We start from the raw sequence: 19,351 nt of genomic DNA, 5'->3' as shown, positions 1-19,351 counted from the left end.
TTAAATAATAATAAAAAAATTTTAAACGGAAAAATAATGTTAAAGTTTAATGTAATATTGAAGAATTTATCTTTACACCATATTTTTTACCTAAACCTAATAACCAATCTCTAGTCATTTTTTGTGATTTATAATCCATAAAATCACCACTAATCTCTTGTCTAGCCTCATTGTAAGTCATTTCCTTTTCTGGTTCGTAACTATCAATTTTAAAAATAGAATAACCATCTTGGTACTTCATTGGTTCTAAAATATCACCTGTTTTTAAATTTTTAAATTTTTCAAAAATTAATTTGACAAGTTCAGAATTTTTACTTGTATTTACATCATATTTACCTTTTCTTTCTCTATAACCTAATCTTTGTGTATAAATACTGGCTAGAGAATCAAAAGTAATATTACTTTTTGTTTGCAAATAAACATCTTTGATATCTTTTTCATTAAACATATAAATTTCAGATATACCTAATTTTGCTTGAGAAATATACTTTTTTCTATTTGCTTCAAAATAAGTTTTTGCTTCTATGGAATCGAATTTTACATTGTTCCAAACTTCATCGTTTTCTATTTTAAAAATTAAAGTACCATCTCTAAATTCATTTAACAAAGTCTTAAATTCAGGATACTCCTCCTCCAAAGAAATTGCTTCTAATTCAAGAGCTTGTTGTTCTAAAAGAGATTCAATACCTTTATTCATAGATTCTGATGTTAAAGGCATACCAGCAAACTCCTTATTAGTGTTTACAGAATCTATCCAACTTTGCACTGAATATGATTTGCCATTAAACGAATATAAATTCTTAGATTTAATGTTATTTGGAATATTCTTTGACCAGTTAGTATCATTTGCTGTTTTGCTTCTATCAAGAGGATTTAAAAGTTCGTTAAAAACTCCATCATTTAGTTTGTAACCTCTTTTAATTAAAATAGATTTTATATATGGAGATTTATCTTCATTTAAATAATACTGCCTATAAACTTGGCGTAGCTTATCTTCTTCTTCATTTAATAATGGAACTGATGAAGAAAATCTTTTTAGAATCATAATACCAATTTTTGTTCTAAAAGGTTCAGAATATTCCCCATCTTTAAGTTTATACAATCTATTTTCAATTTCTGGTGCTAACTTACCAGGTTTACCTTCAAACCCCATAGATCGAGTATAAAATTGCATGTATTCACCGCCATATGCAGCAGTAACTTTATCATTTGAGATAGTTTTTGCTAATTTGCTAAAATCCTCTCCAGCCTTTAATCTCTTATAAACAGAATCTGCTGAATTTTTTGCACGAGACAACGACAATGAATCAACCATACTAAAATCAATTTCATTATTGTCTTTATTTTTATCTAGTGGATCTCGAATTATAATGTGACCACCACGAATTTTAATTCTAGGAGATATATCAATAACTTTAATTATAACATATCCAGCTGGTACTTTAACTAAATTTGGATATACTTCACCAACTTTTGTATTAAGCACGGCATTTTCCATGCTCTTCAAAATCATTCCACCAGTAATGTATGGTAATACACCTTTATTAGATTTTGTATTTGGATCATCTGTTGAATCTGTTGCAAGTTGAAGAAAGTCAAACTTACCTGATTTGATCCCGTCTAAAAAGAGATTTGCTTTTTTAAATGCACGTAAAGTATCGGCAGGATCATTTGGTCTCATTGAAATATAAATTGCAGAAAACTGCCATTCATTTTTTCTATTTTTCCACATTTTTTCAATAGCTGGATCAACCAATTTTCTTTCTAATAAAAACCCAGTTGATGGTGGAGTTGGAGTTGCTAGTTGTTTTCTATTATCAGCCATTTCCTTAATTATTTCAGGCTTTAGATCATACTTCGAATCCAAAGCAGCTAAAACTTTTAATCTATAATTTGCATATAAATTTATGAATTCAATAATTGTGTCTTTAGGTTGATCAAATAAATTTTTTCCAGACCTATTCCCATTTTTTTTATACGCTTCACTTAACTGTTTAGCTGAAATTTTCTCATTTCCAACTTGTAGTAATATTGATTGATCTGAAATTGAGTTTACAACAACTTTTTTTAATTTTTCTTTTTTAGTGGAAGTTTGAGAAAAACTTAATTGCTGGTTAACAATAATACTTATTAAAACTAATAATAATAGATTAAATTTTTTTAATAACATTTTTTTGAAATATTGACTTAAAGGAAATTTATTTTTACATTTTACAAAGTTACGATTAATTATTTAGGTTTTAATAATATGAGTGTTCAACTTCATTAAAAAAAATTTTCACCATAAGAGTTGGTTTAGTTATTTTCGCAATACAAAAAACTTGTGCCCGTAGCTCAGCTGGATAGAGCAACAGCCTTCTAAGCTGTAGGTCATTGGTTCGAATCCAATCGGGCATACTCTTTAAAGCAAAAAAGCGGATATTAATCCGCTTTTTTTTGAAATTTATTATTTATCCCCACCAAAAAGCAATAGCTATTAAGGTATAAAGACAAATTAAAGCGAGTCCTTCCAACCAAATTGATTCACCATCGAATACTACAAATGCAGTAACTATTACAGTAAGGGCTAAAGCAGCTAGTAACATAGGTGAAATTACAAATGACAAAATTGCTCCACCTAAAAAGTAAGAAACTAATACTAATAATGGGAACAAACCTAAGGCAACTTGAAGGGAACTATTGAGAATTACACTTACTGCATAATCAGTTTTATTTTTTAATGCTAATTGAATTCCAACCAAATTTTCTATTGCATTACCAGCAATTGCAACAATTACTAAACCAGCAAATACATCATTTATACCTAGTACTTGCATTGCTGGAGTTAATGCATCAACAAACCATTCTGATACAAATGCAGCACCAATACCAGATATTCCTAATACTAATAAGGTTAAACCAATTGGCCAAATATCTTTATGTTGACTTGAATTAGTATCTTTTGGTACAATTGTTTTATCTCCTTTAATAGAAAAATATAAGCTTGCAATAAAAAGTATTAATAATACAATAGCAACAAAAATATTTAATGTATTTAAATGAGTTTCAGCAGAAGTGTGTAATTGATTAGTTAATGTTGGAATTGCTAAAGCTGCAAATGCTAATATCATTAATGTCGCAATCATTTTAGGAGGTTCACTTCTAAAATATTGTGTGCCATTTTTTAGACCTCCTAGAAATAATGCTAAACCAAAAACCAATAATGAATTTCCTAAAATTGAACCTATAAGTGCTGCTTGAACAACTTTATCTAACCCAGCTTTTAAGGCGAATATACAAACAAATAACTCTGGCAAATTCCCTAATGATGATTGTAAAATTCCTGTTACATTGGGTCCAAATCTATAACCAAGTTGCTCAGTTGCATCACCTACTATCATTGCCAATAGTGCTAAAGTAACTGTTACAATTACAAACAATAATACTACATTGGAATTTGAATAATGTAAATATCCAGATATGGAAGTAAATATTACACCTATTGAAATAATCAATTTTTCTTTTTTACTCATACTGTTTTTAAATTATTTTGTTATAAATTATATTGTTAGATAAATGTGGTTTAATTAATCTAATATAATTACTTTAAATTATTCATTTTAATTTTTTGTAATGATTTTAATCCAACGCTTTGGAAACCTCCTCTAACTTTTCCAGCTCTTTTTTTAACATAATTATTAGGTTTACTTGGTGACCATTTTCTTGGATTCGGCAATACAACTGCTAATAATGAAGACTGTGAAGGTGATAAAAACTTTGAATTAATTTTGTAATATTTTTGAGATGCTGATTCAATTCCATAAACCCCATTTCCCCATTCAATTACATTTAAATAGATTTCTAATATTCTTTTTTTTCCCCAAAAAAATTCAATCAAAAAAGTAAAATATACTTCTAAAGCTTTTCTGATATAGTTCCTTCCTTGCCATAAAAATACATTTCTAGCACACTGCATTGATATAGTACTAGCACCATATACTTTTTTCCCTTTTAACTTTTCGTTCCTTTTTTTAGCTTTTTTTACAGCTTCCCAATCAACTCCATGATGTGAAAAAAATTTTGCATCCTCAGCTGAAATAACAGCTTTGATAAGGTTGGGTGATATATCTTCTAAATTTACCCATTCTTGATTTATACCAATTTTTTCACCATTACTCATACCTTCTAATGATCTAATAACCATTAATGGAGTAAATGGTGGGTTAACAAATCTAAATATTAAAGTAAATATTATTGATGAAAAAAAAGCAATTAGAATAAAACGGAAAATCCATCTAAATATACTTACGTTTTTTTTTGCTGAAGTATTTTGTTGTGTTTGCAATTAATTAAATTTGGATAAATTATTTATTATCCATTACTAAATAACCATCATTTAAATGTATCATTTTAATAGACTCATTTTTTTTAATACCTGGGATAATCATTTTCAAATGATCAATTAAATATTCTAACCTCTCATTTTCAGAACCCATTTTCAATAACTCCAATTTTTGATTTGAACTTAATCCAGATTTTGTGGCGAACAAGTAAGAATTTGCATTTGCAATCCATTCTTTAGCAAACAATTTGTCTTCAAGATTTTCAAATTTTATTGAGTCGAGCAATGTTGAAAACAAATTTTTAGTGGTACTTAATAAATACTGATCAACTTCAAATGAATAATCTTTAACTAATTTTATATCTGCTCTATAAAAAATCTCATCATTAACATTTTTAAATTCACTATCTAACAAATATTTTTCTGTTCCAACTACTATAATATCGAATGATCCTTCACTAGTTGTATTCCAAACTTTTGTTACTTTAGCTAAGCATCCAATATCTTGTATACCATTTTCATCAGAATAATTTACACCAAATTCTAAATTTTTCAACCAACATTCATTTATCAAATTAATATATTTTTCTTCAAAAATATGCAAAGGAAACTGTGAACCAGGGAAGAGAACTAGGTTCAAAGGAAACATGCCTATATCTTTCATTTACTTTATTTAATTTATTGATTATCTTTCCATTCCTCATACCAAGCCATCTGAACAGCTTCAAGTTTACTCTCATTTGATTCTGATGGATCACCATTAAAATCCTCAAGTTCAATTATCCACTTTAATAAATCTGTATATCTAATTGATAAAGGATCTATACTTTTATATTTTTCATATAATGAAATTCCAATGTCTTCTATATCATACCAATTCATAAATCTTAATATTAAATAATTTTTAAAATGTTAACTCTATAAAAAAAACTCTATTCTAGTAATCTTGTAAGTATTTCATTTATCAATTTAGGATTTGCTTTACCACTTGTTTTCTTAATAGTTTGACCAACTAAAAAACCAAATAAATTAGTTTTACCGTTTTTATAATCAGTAATACTTTTGGGGTTTTCTGATAGAACTTGCAGGACAGCATCTTCAATAAAATTAAAATCACTTATTTGGAGATATCCTTTTTCTTTACTTATATCACCTGCAGTTTTAGAAGTAATAAGCATTTCATTAAAAATGTCTTTTAAATTTTTGGATGAAATAACTTCCAAACAAAACATATCAATTAGTTCTGCTAACCGCATAGAATCTATTTTAAATAAAGTAACATCAATTTGCTTTTCAGTAAGTATTCTTAAAACCTCAGTCATAATAACATTACTTGTAACTTTAAAAGATTGAGCATTTTTAACTTTTAATTTATTGCATGTTGATTCAAAATAATCAGCTAATGTTACAGTCTCTGTTAAAAGGGTTGCATCGTAATATGGAATGTTATAATGATTTATAAACCTAAATTTTCTTTGAATAGCAAACTCTGGAAGTTCTTTACTCATTGATTCAATAAGTTCATCAGTTACTATTATAGGAGGTAAATCTGGATCAGGAAAATATCTATAATCATTCGCAGATTCTTTCGTTCTCATAATCTTTGTTGACTTAGAGCCAGCATCCCATTGCCTAGTTTCTTGATAAATAATTTCATTATTTTCTAATGCAGTTATTTGTCTAGAAATTTCAAACTCAATTGCTTTTTCAACATTTCTAAATGAGTTCATATTTTTAACTTCAACTTTAGTTCCGAACTTTTCAGCACCAATCAGCCTAACTGAAATGTTAGCATCGCATCTTAAAGCTCCATCTTCCATATTACCTGAGCAAATACTTAAATAAGTAACAATACTTTTAATTTGTTCGAGATAACTGTAAGCTTCTTGAGCATTTCTGATATCTGGTTCTGAAACAATTTCAATTAAAGAATTTCCCGCTCTGTTTAAATCTATCAAGCTATTATTAATATCTAAATCATGAATAGATTTACCGGTATCTTCTTCAATATGAATTCGTGTAATCCCAATTTTTTTTACATCGCCGGAAATCAATTCAATTTCAATATGTCCATCATAACAAATTGGATCCTCATATTGAGATATTTGATAACCTTTAGGTAAATCTGGATAAAAATAATTTTTTCTTGCAAATGTACTTTTACTTCTGATCTTACAATTAGTAGCTAATCCCATTTTGACAGTCCATTCGATCAAACTTTTATTAATCAATGGTAATACACCTGGATGAGCTAGTACAACAGGATCTGTGTTAGTATTTGGGGTTGCACCAAATTCACTACCAGCAAAAGAAAAAGATTTAGTCTTTGTTAAAAGTTGTGCATGTACTTCGAGCCCAATTACAGCTTCGTATTTGTTTGTATTTATTTGAGTTTTAATCACCCGCAAAAATAAGGTTTAAGTTTTAATCAATTGTTTGAATTAAATGAATAATTAATTTGAAAAATTACTCTTATTTATATTTTTTAATATTCATACACTACTTATTATAGAAAATGTTAACAAAATTTAACTTTAAATATGTTATTTGATATTGTATGACTTGTATAGTTAAGTTATTTTTGTAAAAATATTATATTTTTTTAAAATAGTAAACTATATTTCGATTAAAATCTGGCTACTAATAATATATTAAATTTTAAAAATGAATCCAAAATTCCATAATCTTAAAGTTAAAAAAATAATTAAAGAAACAGAAGATTGTGTTTCAATTCAATTCATAGTTCCTGAAAATTTAAAAGAATCTTATCAATTCATTCCTGGACAATATCTTACATTAAGAACAATAATTAATGATGAAGATGTTAGAAGAAGTTATTCAATCTGTTCCTCAGGTATTAATGATGATTTAACTGTTGCAGTAAAAAGAGTTTCAAATGGAAAATTTTCTACTTTTGCCAATTCAAATTTAAAAATTGGAGATGAATTGCAAGTTTTGACTCCAATGGGAAAATTTCATTCAAGTGAGAATTATAATTCATTAATAAAAAAAAATTATGTTGCATTTTGTTCTGGAAGTGGTATAACTCCTATTCTTTCAATAATTAAAGCAATTTTAATAAAAGAACCAAAAAGTAGTTTTACATTGTTTTATGGTAATCAAACTACAGATTCAATAATTTTTAGAGATGAATTAGATGCACTAAAAAATAAGCATATGAATAATTTAAGTATTCATTATTTACTTAGTAAAGAAACTTTGTCTTCTCCTTTATTCTGTGGAAGAATTGATAAAGAAAAATGTGAATATTATTTTAAATATTTAATAAACGTTTCAGAAGTTGATGAATATTTTCTATGTGGTCCTGAAGAAATGATTTTTAATGTAAAAGAAGCATTAAATATAAAAGGAGTTGAAGATAAAAAAATTCATTTTGAACTTTTCAATACTGACGGATTGTATGTAATTCAAAAAATAAATTCGGTTATTACTAATTCTGAAATAAATGATATAACTTCTAATGTAACAGTTATATTAGATGGTTTTACATTTGATTTTAAACTTCCTAAATCTGGTAAAATATTAGATGCTGCTTTAACCAATGGGGCTGATTTACCATTTGCCTGTAAAGGAGGAGTGTGCTGTACTTGCAAAGCAAAATTAATTGAAGGAAAAGTTAGTATGGATTTGAATTATGCATTAGAAAAAGAAGAAGTTGAGGCAGGTTATATACTTACTTGTCAATCTCATCCAATAACAGAAAGAGTGATTGTTTCATTTGATGAAAATTAGAGTTATAAAAACAATTAGATTAAATTTTAAATCAATTCAAATTTTTATTTTAAAGATATATGATAAAAAATAATGGATTAGTTGTAATATCAAACAGTGAAAAAAAGTATTCTAGAAAATATTTTATAAACAGGGAAATTAGTTGGATTGCGTTTAATGAACGAGTTTTAGAAGAAGCTGAGGATTTATCTCATCCAATTTTAGAAAGGCTTAAATTCTTATCAATATTTTCTACAAATCTTGATGAGTTTTTCATGATTAGAATTGCTGGATTAAAAGAACAAATAGAGTTAAGTGTTATTAATACTTCTGCTGATGAAATGTCTCCTCAAGAACAATTGTTAACTATTTCTGAAAAGATTAGACCATTATTAAAAAGACATGAAGAGACATTAATGAATGATGTAATGCCAAAGTTAGCTGAAGCAGGAATTACGCTTTATAGGTATGAAGAATTATCAGACTCTGAAAAAGAAAGGTTAAAAGATTATTTTTTAAAAGAAGTGCTACCAGTTTTAACACCTTTAGCAATTGACCCAGGTCATCCATTCCCACATCTTTTAAATAGAAGTCTAAATTTAGCATATGTTCTTAGAAATCCTAAAAAACATCTAACAGAAGATTCATTCCACTTTTCAGTGATGCAAGTGCCAAGTGTATTTACTAGATTTATAAAAGTTTCTGGCGATACAAGAGGTCATCATTTTGTGTTACTAGAAGAAATTATCCAAGCAAATGCAAATGCCTTATTCCCTGGGTTAGTTGTTCAAGCATCATTTCCCTTTAGAGTTACTCGAGATGCTGATATAGAACTTACCGAAGATGATGCCGAAGATTTGATGAAGACTATGGAAGAAGGAGTTAGAAGAAGAAAATGGGGTGAGGCAATTCGTTTGGAAGTTTCAAATAAAATGCCCGATGATATTAGGTACATTTTAAAAATATCTTTAGAAATAGAAGAAGATGATATTTACGAAACATCAGCTCCAATTAATTTATCTGATTTTATGTACTTACATAAAATTGGAAGAAGAGAACTCAAAGATCCACCTTTTAATGGATGTATAGCTCCTGCATTTAAAGATAAAGAAGAATCAATATTTTCTGCAATTCGTAAAAGTGATATTTTACTTCATCATCCTTATGATTCTTTTTCAAATGTAATTGATTTTATTGTTGCTGCTGCTCGCGATCCAAAAGTAATGGCTATTAAGCAGACCCTTTACCGAACTGGTAAGGATTCTCCAATTGTAGAAGCATTAATTAAGGCTGCAGAAAATGGTAAACAAGTAACTGTGATTTTAGAGTTGAAAGCTAGATTTGACGAAGAGAATAATATTGTTTGGGCAAAGAGATTAGAAAAGGCTGGAATTCATGTAGTATATGGGTTGATAGGTTTAAAAACTCATTGTAAAGTTACTATGGTTGTGCGTCGTGATGCAAACGGAAGCCCTAGAATTTATTTACATATAGGTACAGGTAATTATAATCCTTCAACTGCTAAATTATATACTGATTTAGGATTAATAACAGCAGATCCAGATTTAGGATCTGATGCAATTAATTTATTCAATTATTTAACAGGGTATGCAACTGATATCAAATGGAAAAAATTAGTAATGGCTCCTTTAAATTTAAGGGAAAGAACTTTAAGATTAATTTCACGTGAAATGGAATGTCATACCGAAAAAAAACCTGGTAGAATTATTGCAAAAATGAATTCATTAGTAGATGAAGAGATTATCTCTGCATTATATGATGCATCAAATAAAGGTGTAAAGATTGATTTAATTGTACGTGGAATTTGTTGTTTAAAGCCAGGCATCAAAGGGGTTTCAGAAAATATTAAGGTAATATCTATTGTTGGAAGATTGTTAGAACATAGCAGAATATTTTATGCAGAAAATTCAGGAAATGAAGAAATATATATTGGCTCTGCTGATATGATGCCTAGAAACTTAGACCGTAGAGTTGAAATTCTTGTTCCAATTACAAACCCAATTTTGAAAAGTCAAGTTAAAAAAATTCTTCTAACATATCTATCTGATAATACCAAAGCTAGGCTTTTAAATTCAGATGGAAGTTATTCAAAGCTATTCCCAAAATCAAATTCAAATAGAATAAATTCTCAAGAAAGTTTCTTTATAAGTGAATTAAAAGATTCTCAAACATCATCAACAAGAAAAGTGAAAAGTCTTGTTTCTAGAAGAATAGATTAATTGATAATTATAAAATAGAATCTAATTTGATTTTTTGATTACTTCATTATCCATTAAAAGTAAAATTTATGTATGATTTTAATAAATTTCAAAGATGTATTAATATAATAATATATAACTCTAATTTTATTGTTTTTTGAGGTAATGAAATAGAAGTTGAAATTATGGAATATTTAAATTTGAAATTTTATATGATTTAATATAAATTTATACTAAATCATATATAAAAACTAATTCAATACTATTAAATTTCAAAAAAATAATTCCCAATATTATCTTTTTTTAACTTGATTATATTAGCAATAGAAATCTTGTTAATACTTCCGTAAATATGTGGAAATAATTCATTTGAGTTGTAAATATCTTCGTATTTTAATTTAGATTTTAACAATGTTTCATCTATTTCTAATACAATTAGGTTAAGTTTTGTTCCTTTGAAAAATGTGGTAATGACTTTATTTATTTGAGATATCAAAGAGCAATGTATAAACCCATCACTTTGAAAATTTTCAGAAAAATATTCATCTAATTTTTGATTAAAGTAGTAATCATAATCAACAATATGATAAATCATAAAAGGTTATTTATTAAAAAAGTATTTATTTATTAGTCTTCATTTTTGAAATCAATTAATGAAAAAATATTATTTATTCCAATTGAGTTCATTAATTCTCTCCCATGCAAAAAAGACAATTCTATTAAGAAGCTTGCTCCAACAATATCTCCACCACATTTGTTTATTAACTCTGAAGTAGCTGAAATTGTGCCACCTGTAGCCAATAAATCATCATGAAGTAAAACTTTTTCTCCAGGAAGTATCGAGTCTTTATGAATTTCTATTGAATCTGAACCATATTCTAGATTATAATTTGCTGAATAAGTTTCAAAAGGTAGTTTGCCTTTTTTACGAACAAGTGCAATTCCAGTATTTAATAAATAAGCAACAATACTTCCTAACAAAAAACCACGAGACTCAACTACAACAATTTTACTAATATTGTAACCTGAAAACTTATCTGCAATTTTTTCTCCAGAATATTTGAGTGCCTTATTATTACCCAATAGAGTTGTAATATCTCTATACATAATTCCTAGTTTTGGATAATCAGGAATTGAACGTATGTACTTTTTTAGATCCAATGTTTTTTTATTACAAATGTAGGAAAAGTGAAATAATTATATTTTATCGATTTAGATTTAGATAGAATACCTAAAAAGAATTCTTTAAAATTGAAAATTGAAAATTAAAGTTTTCAATCTATTATAATTTATTGTGCTATAAAAAATGAACTTCCTTATATTTGCACAGTTTTAAAATTACATAACTTATAACAACAAACTCACGGTAATAATATGCCTTGCGGAAAAAAAAGGAAACGTCATAAGATGTCTACTCACAAACGTAAAAAAAGACTACGCAAAAATAGACACAAAAAGAAAAGATAGTTAAAGACCCTTGCTTATAAATTAATAGGCAAGGGTTTTTAGTTTGTTAATTATTTGTAAATTAACCTTTATTAAAAAGAAAAATATAATGAGTTTGATAGAAAGAGAATCAAATGTATTGTTTCATACATACAAAAGGCTTCCAATTGAGATTGAGAGGACTGAAGGTATGTATATTTATACTAAAGATGGGAATAAGTATTTAGATATGTTAGGTGGAATTGCTGTAAACTCATTAGGTCATTCCAACCCTAAAATTATTGAAGCAATAGAAATTCAGATTAGGAGATATATGCATGTATCAAATTTTTTTTATCAAGATAAACAAATTGAATTTGCTGAAAAATTATCGAAACAAACTGGATATTCAAAAGTGTTTTTATCTAACAGTGGAAGTGAATCTACAGAAGGATCTTTAAAATTAGCAAGACTTTGGGGAACTAAAAATAATAAAAATGAAATTGTTGCTTTTACAGGTAGCTTTCATGGAAGAACTTATGGAGCGTTGTCATTAATGGATAAACCTAAATACAAGAATGGAATGGGTCCATTTTTACCAAACATAAAAGTGATTGAGTATAATAATGTTGAAAAATTAATAGAAACGATAAGTATAAATACTAATGCAGTATGTTTGGAATTTATTCAAGGTGAAGGAGGAGTTGAAAAAGTATCAGAAGAATTTGTAAATGTGTTAAAGGAGTTAAAAAATAAATTTAATTTTTTAATAATGGCAGATGAGGTACAAGCTGGAGCAGGTAGAACTGGAGTTTTTAATTCATTCGATCAATTTAATATAAAACCAGATATAATTTGGTTAGCAAAAGGTATAGGAGGAGGTTTGCCTTTAGGTGCAATTTTAGCAAATGATGAAATTGCATCACTTTGGACTTATGGTAAACATGGGACAACTTTTGGAGGAAATGCAGTTTCATGTTCTGCTGGAATCGTGGTTCTTGATGAGTTAAATAATGGTTTAATGAATGATGTAAAATTAGTTGGAAATGATTTTATATTTAAGTTGAATTTATTGAAAAATAAATTCCCAGAAAAAATAAAAGAAGTTAGGGGAGAAGGTGCTATTATTGGAATAGAAATGTTTGAAAATGCTGAAACTTTTGTTAATAAATTATTGGAACAAAAAATAATTTCTAATTCAACGAATGGAAATGTAATTAGGCTTTTACCACCTTTAATTTATACAAGTGAGCACAATGAATTATTTGTGAATGAATTTGAAAAAATATTGTTAACAAATTAGATTAAAGTATAGATTAATAATTATGAATTTACCTCAAGAAGTTCAGTATAACAAAACATATTTAACTTTATCGGATCTAAAATATTTAACTCAAGGTTATGTTAATTCATTAGATATGATTAGAATTTCTGGTGCATATGAAATGGCTCAAGATATTCATTCAAACAAAAAAAGAAATGATGAAACTCCATACTTTTGGCATGTAACTAGAGTTGCAAAAATAATAATTTTAGAACTAAAAATTTATGATCCTGACATAATCTGTGCTTCATTATTACACGATGTTATTGAAGATTTACCAACTCTTAAAGTAGAAGTATTAGCAAATAATTTTGGTATTTATCCAGCTACTTTAGTAGGTTTGCTATCAAAAGACATCTCTGAAAAAGATCCAATTAAACGAATGCTAATTGATGCTGAATACATTGCAAGAATTGCAAATTCTAATCTTGATTGTAAAATTATTAGATTTTCTGATAAGCTAGATAATATGAGGTGTTTGGAGTTTAATTTAAAAAGAAATCCTATGAAATATATTAAAGATACTATTGAAAATTATTTAAATATGATTAAAGATGAAAATGATAACAGTTTGATTTATTTAAAACAAAATATTCAAATTGCACAAAACAGATTCTTGGGTTAGATTCATTGATGTGTAATTAATTTGTTTAAATAAAATAAGTCAATTTATTAAAAATTATGAACAATTATAAATTCTTAATTGTATATATATTCATATTGCCAATCAGCTTCAATTTTTTATCATGTTCGGATTCAAATGAAATTGATTCAACAATTGGTAAAATTGTTATTAAACCTGATGATCCTAACGAAGAGAGTATAAATGCAACAATAATAAGTTCAGATTCAAATTGGACAAAATCAAAAGTTCATTTTGGTAGGGCTAGAAAGTACTATGAAAAATTTGAAACACTTATTGATAAAAAAGTGATTATAGAATTTTTTAACACTAATGGCATTTTAACTTCAACAATGATATCTGATAGTGGTAAAATTGATGATAAAACAAATGATATGTACGCTTATAATAATGTACTAATACATAGTTTAGAAAATAAAACAATAGTAATTGCTGATAGTATTGGATATTTCTCTAATGATAAAATATTTAAATCAAAATCAAAAATAAAGTTAGTTGATAGCATTAAGTTTAGAGAAATTGAAGGCATTGGCTTTGAAAGTGACAATGCCTTACAGAACTATAAGATATATGATGTTTCAGGAATTAGTGGTAGGTAAAAGTTAAATTATTTACTATAATCATAAAATCCTTTCTTTGTTTTTTTTCCTAAGAAACCAGCAGATACCATTTTTTTAAGTAATGGTGAAGGTCTGTATTTACTATCCCCAATTTCAGTATGAAGAACTTCCATTATTGCTAAGCATACATCCAATCCAATAAAGTCAGCTAATGCTAATGGTCCCATTGGGTGAGCCATGCCTAATTTCATAACTGTATCGATATCATCAATTGAAGCCACTCCTTCCATAACACAAAAAATAGCTTCATTGATCATAGGCATCAAAACTCTATTTGAAACAAAACCAGGGAAATCATGAACTTCAACAGGTACTTTTCCAACTTTTTCTGAAAGTTCTTTTATAGTATTGAATACTTCCTGCGAAGTAGAATACCCTCTAATAATTTCAACCAATTTCATTATTGGCACTGGATTAAAAAAATGCATACCAATAACTTTATCTGGTCTACTAGTTTTAGCTGCAATTTTTGTTATTGATATTGAAGATGTATTTGTAGCTAAAATTGCATCAACAGGAGCATTATCATCAATTGTTTTGAAAATTTGTGATTTTATCTCAAAGTTTTCATTTGCTGCTTCAATAATTAAATCTGAAACTTTAGAAATCTCATCTAATTTTGTTGATAAATTTATTCTGGAAATTATTTTTTCTTTAACTTGAATAGTAATCAATTCTTTCTTAATTATTCTATCAAGGTTTGAGGAAATTGTTGTTAAGCCAGCATCTAAGCGCTCTTGTGATATATCAACCATATTAACACTAAAACCATTTTGAGCAAAAAGATGAACAATTCCATTACCCATAGTTCCTGCTCCAATAACTGTAATTCTCATTTTAATTTTTAGTTTTATTTTTATTTTTTATAATTTTGAAATTAACTATTTGTAAAATACTAATTTTTTAATAGAACTATTCGCTCCTGAATATAAAGCTAAGTAATATATTCCTGAATTAAAATCACTAATCGAAAAGCTCAATAGATTTTCATCATTTTGAAATTCTTGGTTCTCAAATAAAATTTTTACTAAATTACCATAACTATCATACAAAAAAAGTTTAGAATTATAATCAGATTCAACTGTAAAAGAGAGACTAACAATTTGATTGTTAAAGTTATTTACTATCTTATTTATTGATGTTTTATTAACAACTTCAATTGACCTATCATTAAAATGAGAACTGCCACAATTACTAATTAACGCCATTCCTGGGGACATATCGTAACATGAATCAGTAGAAAAATTGAATAATACAGAATTTGTATCACCTGATAATGTTAATAGATAAAAGTATCCTAAAGTGTCCAATCCAATTTTATTTTTTTTGGGGAAAACTGCTTTTAAATTTCTAAAATTTCCTGAAATAGAATTTTGTTCTAATTGTAAAAAATCTCCATTTTTGTTTTTAACATAAAGTGGATAAAATGAAAAAAGATTGAAATATAAATAAACAGGTATTTGTAAATTATTCCCAATGTAATCGTAACAAATAACAGGCATTTTTAAAGTATCATTATATCCCAATTTAATTGTATCTCCATAAATATTGTATTTCAATGAACCTCCAGAAATACAATCATCAATTTTTACTAATCCTGGAAATGAATGGAAACAATTTTGTACAGAAAATGTGATTTCAGTCCCTTTAGGATTAGCTTTCTTTGCTTCAAATTTAATGTAACCAATATTGTCAATTATTTTATTAGGTATTAAAAAAGTAGAGTTATAAGCTAGTACATTCCCAGATTTTGAAACAATGCTAGAATTTAAAACATTTTTGGTTGAACTTAAGAATGAAATTGGATTTAAATATGATGTATCAATATTTATAATTAAGTTTAAAGAATTGCTTACATTTGTTATGTTATTCAGTATAATTGGAATTGTAAAAGTATCTTTTATTGTAACTCTAGAAGTATCACTTTTAATTACTGAATAACTTGAGCAACAATCTTTAAAAACCTCAACATCACCAATTTGAATTTTTGAAAATTTTCTTGTATCCCCGTCTGCATCAACAAGAATACTATTAGAAATTGTTCCACCAGATAATGGCAAACCTTGGATACCATAAATTTGTTCAGAAGAATCTTTTCCAATAAAAAATCTAAGGCTATTGCCAGTAACCCACAAAATTGAATCACATTCTAGAACTCCAAAATTATTTTTTGTTCCTAATGTAACACCACCAGCACAACTTGTATTAGAAATTCTTGGATCACCTATTTTATACTTATTTTCTGACTCAGGCAGCCATGTACCTGGAAATCTTGATTTGCTAGAATATTCTAAAACTCTTGATTCATGACCATATTGTTGAATATTATCAGTGTTAATTGTTCTTTCAGCAAGGAACATTTTAGTACCATCAATATTAAATGTTATATCTGAAACGGGGTAAGAATAGTTTACAATACTTCCAAATGATGGTAAATTGATTTCTAATGAATTTAAAACTGGTACAAATTCACTATTAATAATAGGAACAGACCAAATTTGATTGGATAATAATAAATTAGGTCTAGATTTTTCTTCAACAAAACGGCTATAATAAAGTCTAGAATTTTTGTAATAAACTCCAAATAATCTTTCACCTAAATCAGCAAAACCTGGTAAATTATCATCTTGATTAAATGGATCAAAAGTACTTAAAATTTTACCATCTAAAGATATTCTATATATTTTTCCATCTTCAAAATTTGAAGCAAACAATTGGTTATTTTCATTATCATAACATATATTACCTAAGCCTGGTTGATAATGATACTTAGTATCTTTAAAATTAGGTAAAGAAATAAAATTACTAATTGCACCAGAAAATGCATCTATTTTATAGATTCCACCACCACCCAAAGGTCCGTATGAATAACTTCCAAAAGGGTAATCATTAGTTAAAGGCCAATAGTAATAATATGGAAAAGTTGATAGATAAATATTTTTATTTTTATCTAAAGTAATACCAAAAACTGGACCTAATTTTTCAACATTCCAACCCCCAACATTTTCACCGTGATAAATATTAACTTTCCAATTCTCATTTTTATTTACTTTTTCCCAATTATTTAAATTCAAAATCGAAACGACATTTACTTTTGGTCCTGGTGGTGAATTTGCACTATCTCCATAAGTAGTTATTATAGCATATCCACTCTGAATTGGTAATAAAGATTGTTGAGATTTAATAACTCCAAAACAAAGAAAACTTGTAATTACAAATAAAAAATATTTAATCAATTTTAACAATAAGTATGAATAGAGAATTTTAAAAAGTTTTGTTTAACTTTAACTAATTTAACAATAATTAAATATAAATAGTATTGTGCTATTTTTGTTTATTAATATTTATCACCACTGAATATAACAATTACAACTTTGACAAATAAAAGATTTTCTCAATCTGACAGTTTAAAAAAGGACTTAATTAATCAACTCAAACAAAAGGGTATTAATGATCAAAATGTTTTAAAAGCTATTTATGATGTGCCAAGGGAAGAGTTTGTAAATATAGATTTTAAAAGTAAAGCTTATGTAGATGATGCATTACCTATAGATTGTAATCAAACAATTTCACAGCCATTCACAGTTGCTTTTATGACTCAATTGTTGGATATTGAACCTGGGATGAAAGTACTTGAAATAGGCACTGGTAGTGGTTATCAAGCCGCTATATTATATTATTTAGGTGCAAAGGTTTTTTCAATTGAAAGACATTTAGATTTATTAAACAAAGCTAAGTTTACATTTGAAAAATTAGGAATTGAAATTCATAGTTTACATGGAGATGGATCAATGGGATGGAAATTATCTGCACCATTCGATAGGATTATTGTTACTGCTTCAGCTCCTGAAATTCCGGATACTTTACTCAAACAATTAGCTGTTAACGGCAAACTAGTTATTCCTGTTGGTGATAAAATTAAACAAACAATGTGCTTGGTTGTAAAAAATAATATTGGTGAAGGATATGATGTATTCGATTATGGTGAGTTTAAATTTGTCCCATTAGTTGGAAAAAAGGGATGGGAAAACTAATGTTAAGAAAATTAATATGGTTATATTTTTATTAATTAATTATGAATTACCTAATTCTGTTTTCATTAACTTAAAAGAATCAATCAATTTAGTAGGTTGCCAACCATATTTTTTTAATTTTGTAGAATCAAGTAAAATATCACCTTTTATACCTGTATAATTTTTTAGTTCAGAAGTTAAAATTGGTTTTATCAAACTAGTATCTAAATTGAAGAATGAAGAATATCTAAATGCAAAATCTGACCTAGTTAAACTCTCACCACCCCCAATCACAAAAATCTCATTTGTAATATTTTTTGATAACAATAATTCAATAGCATTACATAAATCATCTACAAATAAAAAACATCTAGATTGATCAGAAAAGACAAAAACATTTTCATTTTTAAGAATTGTTTGTTCAATAAAATTATTAAATGAATTTGAAAATTTATTAGAAATTCCATACATCAATGTAGGACGAATTATTAACCAATTGTTTGATGTATTCACAATAATTTCTTCAGCTAAATATTTTGAATTTGCATATTCATTCTCTATTGGTTGAGTAATAGTTGTTTCTTCATTAGAATACTCTAAACTTTTTTGATATATTAAATCTGTTGAAATAAATACTAATTTAAAGTTATAGATTTTAGAGAACTCTGCTAATAATTCAGAACTTAGAACATTTGTTTCATAGATATTACTTGAGATAACTTGAGGGTTAGTTTTAGCTGCACAATGAATAACAAAGTCGGGTCGAAAAACTGAAATTGCATTCTCCAATTCGATCTTTTCGGTACAATTAATCCTGAAAAGCTCATACAGAGCAGAGTAGCTTTGCAAGCAGTGGAATTGGTTATACCCTGCAACTATATGATGTCCATTTTGAAGAAATAATTTTACCAATCTCGACCCGACAAAACCTTGAGAGCCAGTAATTAAAATTTTCATATTAATTAAATTAACATTTAATTAAATAAATAAATAAAAGATTTTTAATGAAATAAAAAGCAATTTTCTAAATCAAAAAGATTGATTAACTTAGTGT

Annotated in this window: 17 protein-coding genes and 1 tRNA gene; 7 read left to right on the top strand and 11 right to left on the bottom strand. The window is 27.0% G+C overall.

Features of this window, described 5'->3' with window-relative positions; genetic code table 11:
• Positions 1-46: 46 nt before the first annotated feature.
• Positions 47-2,170 carry a peptidylprolyl isomerase gene (locus tag IPP08_07185; GenBank protein ID QQS65568.1) on the bottom strand — a complete coding sequence of 708 codons (2,124 nt, stop codon included), beginning with the start codon at positions 2,168-2,170 and terminating at the stop codon, positions 47-49.
• A gap of 153 nt (positions 2,171-2,323) precedes the next feature.
• Here IPP08_07185 and IPP08_07180 point away from each other — a divergent pair.
• A tRNA-Arg gene (locus tag IPP08_07180) sits at positions 2,324-2,397 on the top strand.
• A gap of 53 nt (positions 2,398-2,450) precedes the next feature.
• On the opposite strand, the gene cax is transcribed toward IPP08_07180, so the two are convergent.
• The 5 genes from cax to gatB form a co-directional block, all read right to left on the bottom strand.
• Positions 2,451-3,512 carry a calcium/proton exchanger gene (gene cax, locus IPP08_07175; protein QQS65567.1) on the bottom strand — a complete coding sequence of 354 codons (1,062 nt, stop codon included), beginning with the start codon at positions 3,510-3,512 and terminating at the stop codon, positions 2,451-2,453.
• 68 nt (positions 3,513-3,580) lie between these two features.
• Positions 3,581-4,282, bottom strand: a complete 702-nt coding sequence (gene mtgA / locus IPP08_07170) for a monofunctional biosynthetic peptidoglycan transglycosylase (protein ID QQS67849.1) — start codon at positions 4,280-4,282, stop codon at positions 3,581-3,583.
• Positions 4,283-4,343: 61 nt separating this feature from the next.
• Entirely contained in the window at positions 4,344-4,985 is a 642-nt protein-coding gene (locus tag IPP08_07165) for an LON peptidase substrate-binding domain-containing protein (GenBank protein ID QQS65566.1), read from the bottom strand.
• A 14-nt stretch (positions 4,986-4,999) separates the two neighbouring features.
• Positions 5,000-5,203 (bottom strand): Fe-S cluster assembly protein IscX, encoded by a 204-nt coding sequence (iscX, locus tag IPP08_07160; GenBank protein ID QQS65565.1) that lies wholly within the window; start codon positions 5,201-5,203, stop codon positions 5,000-5,002.
• Positions 5,204-5,253: 50 nt separating this feature from the next.
• Positions 5,254-6,708: an Asp-tRNA(Asn)/Glu-tRNA(Gln) amidotransferase subunit GatB gene (gene gatB, locus IPP08_07155; protein ID QQS67848.1), complete on the bottom strand. Its 1,455-nt coding sequence runs from the start codon at positions 6,706-6,708 to the stop codon at positions 5,254-5,256.
• 277 nt (positions 6,709-6,985) lie between these two features.
• Between gatB and paaK the strand changes: the two genes are divergently transcribed.
• Positions 6,986-8,074 carry a phenylacetate-CoA oxygenase/reductase subunit PaaK gene (gene paaK, locus IPP08_07150; GenBank protein ID QQS65564.1) on the top strand — a complete coding sequence of 363 codons (1,089 nt, stop codon included), beginning with the start codon at positions 6,986-6,988 and terminating at the stop codon, positions 8,072-8,074.
• A gap of 59 nt (positions 8,075-8,133) precedes the next feature.
• Positions 8,134-10,293, top strand: a complete 2,160-nt coding sequence (gene ppk1 / locus IPP08_07145) for a polyphosphate kinase 1 (GenBank protein QQS65563.1) — start codon at positions 8,134-8,136, stop codon at positions 10,291-10,293.
• Positions 10,294-10,537: 244 nt separating this feature from the next.
• Here the strand turns inward: ppk1 and IPP08_07140 are convergent, their stop codons facing one another.
• A complete protein-coding gene (locus IPP08_07140) occupies positions 10,538-10,867 on the bottom strand; it encodes a DUF952 domain-containing protein (GenBank protein QQS65562.1) in 330 nt (109 codons plus the stop codon).
• A 32-nt stretch (positions 10,868-10,899) separates the two neighbouring features.
• A complete protein-coding gene (locus IPP08_07135; GenBank protein QQS65561.1) occupies positions 10,900-11,433 on the bottom strand; it encodes an adenine phosphoribosyltransferase in 534 nt (177 codons plus the stop codon).
• Positions 11,434-11,827: 394 nt separating this feature from the next.
• Between IPP08_07135 and IPP08_07130 the strand changes: the two genes are divergently transcribed.
• From IPP08_07130 to lptC, 3 genes are read left to right on the top strand one after another with little or no spacing between them, the layout of a single operon-like run.
• Complete coding sequence (locus IPP08_07130) at positions 11,828-13,000, top strand: acetylornithine transaminase (protein ID QQS65560.1); 1,173 nt, start codon at positions 11,828-11,830, stop codon at positions 12,998-13,000.
• 22 nt (positions 13,001-13,022) lie between these two features.
• On the top strand, positions 13,023-13,646 hold the full coding sequence (locus IPP08_07125; GenBank protein ID QQS65559.1) for an HD domain-containing protein: 624 nt from the start codon (positions 13,023-13,025) through the stop codon (positions 13,644-13,646).
• A gap of 56 nt (positions 13,647-13,702) precedes the next feature.
• Positions 13,703-14,263, top strand: a complete 561-nt coding sequence (gene lptC, locus IPP08_07120) for an LPS export ABC transporter periplasmic protein LptC (GenBank protein QQS65558.1) — start codon at positions 13,703-13,705, stop codon at positions 14,261-14,263.
• Positions 14,264-14,271: 8 nt separating this feature from the next.
• On the opposite strand, the gene IPP08_07115 is transcribed toward lptC, so the two are convergent.
• Positions 14,272-15,120: a 3-hydroxybutyryl-CoA dehydrogenase gene (locus IPP08_07115; protein QQS65557.1), complete on the bottom strand. Its 849-nt coding sequence runs from the start codon at positions 15,118-15,120 to the stop codon at positions 14,272-14,274.
• Between the two features lie 45 nt (positions 15,121-15,165).
• The gene (locus tag IPP08_07110) at positions 15,166-17,520 is read right to left on the bottom strand and encodes a hypothetical protein (GenBank protein QQS65556.1); all 2,355 of its coding nucleotides are present in this window, start codon (positions 17,518-17,520) and stop codon (positions 15,166-15,168) included.
• A 138-nt stretch (positions 17,521-17,658) separates the two neighbouring features.
• Here IPP08_07110 and IPP08_07105 point away from each other — a divergent pair, with 138 nt between their 5' ends.
• Positions 17,659-18,318: a protein-L-isoaspartate(D-aspartate) O-methyltransferase gene (locus tag IPP08_07105; protein QQS65555.1), complete on the top strand. Its 660-nt coding sequence runs from the start codon at positions 17,659-17,661 to the stop codon at positions 18,316-18,318.
• Between the two features lie 39 nt (positions 18,319-18,357).
• On the opposite strand, the gene IPP08_07100 is transcribed toward IPP08_07105, so the two are convergent.
• Positions 18,358-19,254, bottom strand: a complete 897-nt coding sequence (locus tag IPP08_07100; GenBank protein ID QQS65554.1) for an NAD-dependent epimerase/dehydratase family protein — start codon at positions 19,252-19,254, stop codon at positions 18,358-18,360.
• Between the last annotated feature and the right edge of the window lie 97 nt (positions 19,255-19,351).

This window comes from Chlorobiota bacterium, assembly GCA_016700335.1.
GTDB lineage: Bacteria > Bacteroidota > Ignavibacteria > OLB7 > OLB7.
This window is presented reverse-complemented; position numbering and strand designations above follow the sequence as displayed.

Coding starts and splice junctions, on each gene's coding strand:
- cax (QQS65567.1), bottom strand. CDS start 3,512: ATGAGTAAAAAAGAAAAATTGATTATTTCAATAGGTGTAATATTTACT.
- iscX (QQS65565.1), bottom strand. CDS start 5,203: ATGAATTGGTATGATATAGAAGACATTGGAATTTCATTATATGAAAAA.
- IPP08_07130 (QQS65560.1), top strand. CDS start 11,828: ATGAGTTTGATAGAAAGAGAATCAAATGTATTGTTTCATACATACAAA.
- lptC (QQS65558.1), top strand. CDS start 13,703: ATGAACAATTATAAATTCTTAATTGTATATATATTCATATTGCCAATC.
- paaK (QQS65564.1), top strand. CDS start 6,986: ATGAATCCAAAATTCCATAATCTTAAAGTTAAAAAAATAATTAAAGAA.
- IPP08_07115 (QQS65557.1), bottom strand. CDS start 15,120: ATGAGAATTACAGTTATTGGAGCAGGAACTATGGGTAATGGAATTGTT.
- ppk1 (QQS65563.1), top strand. CDS start 8,134: ATGATAAAAAATAATGGATTAGTTGTAATATCAAACAGTGAAAAAAAG.
- IPP08_07140 (QQS65562.1), bottom strand. CDS start 10,867: ATGATTTATCATATTGTTGATTATGATTACTACTTTAATCAAAAATTA.
- IPP08_07185 (QQS65568.1), bottom strand. CDS start 2,170: ATGTTATTAAAAAAATTTAATCTATTATTATTAGTTTTAATAAGTATT.
- IPP08_07100 (QQS65554.1), bottom strand. CDS start 19,254: ATGAAAATTTTAATTACTGGCTCTCAAGGTTTTGTCGGGTCGAGATTG.
- IPP08_07125 (QQS65559.1), top strand. CDS start 13,023: ATGAATTTACCTCAAGAAGTTCAGTATAACAAAACATATTTAACTTTA.
- IPP08_07165 (QQS65566.1), bottom strand. CDS start 4,985: ATGAAAGATATAGGCATGTTTCCTTTGAACCTAGTTCTCTTCCCTGGT.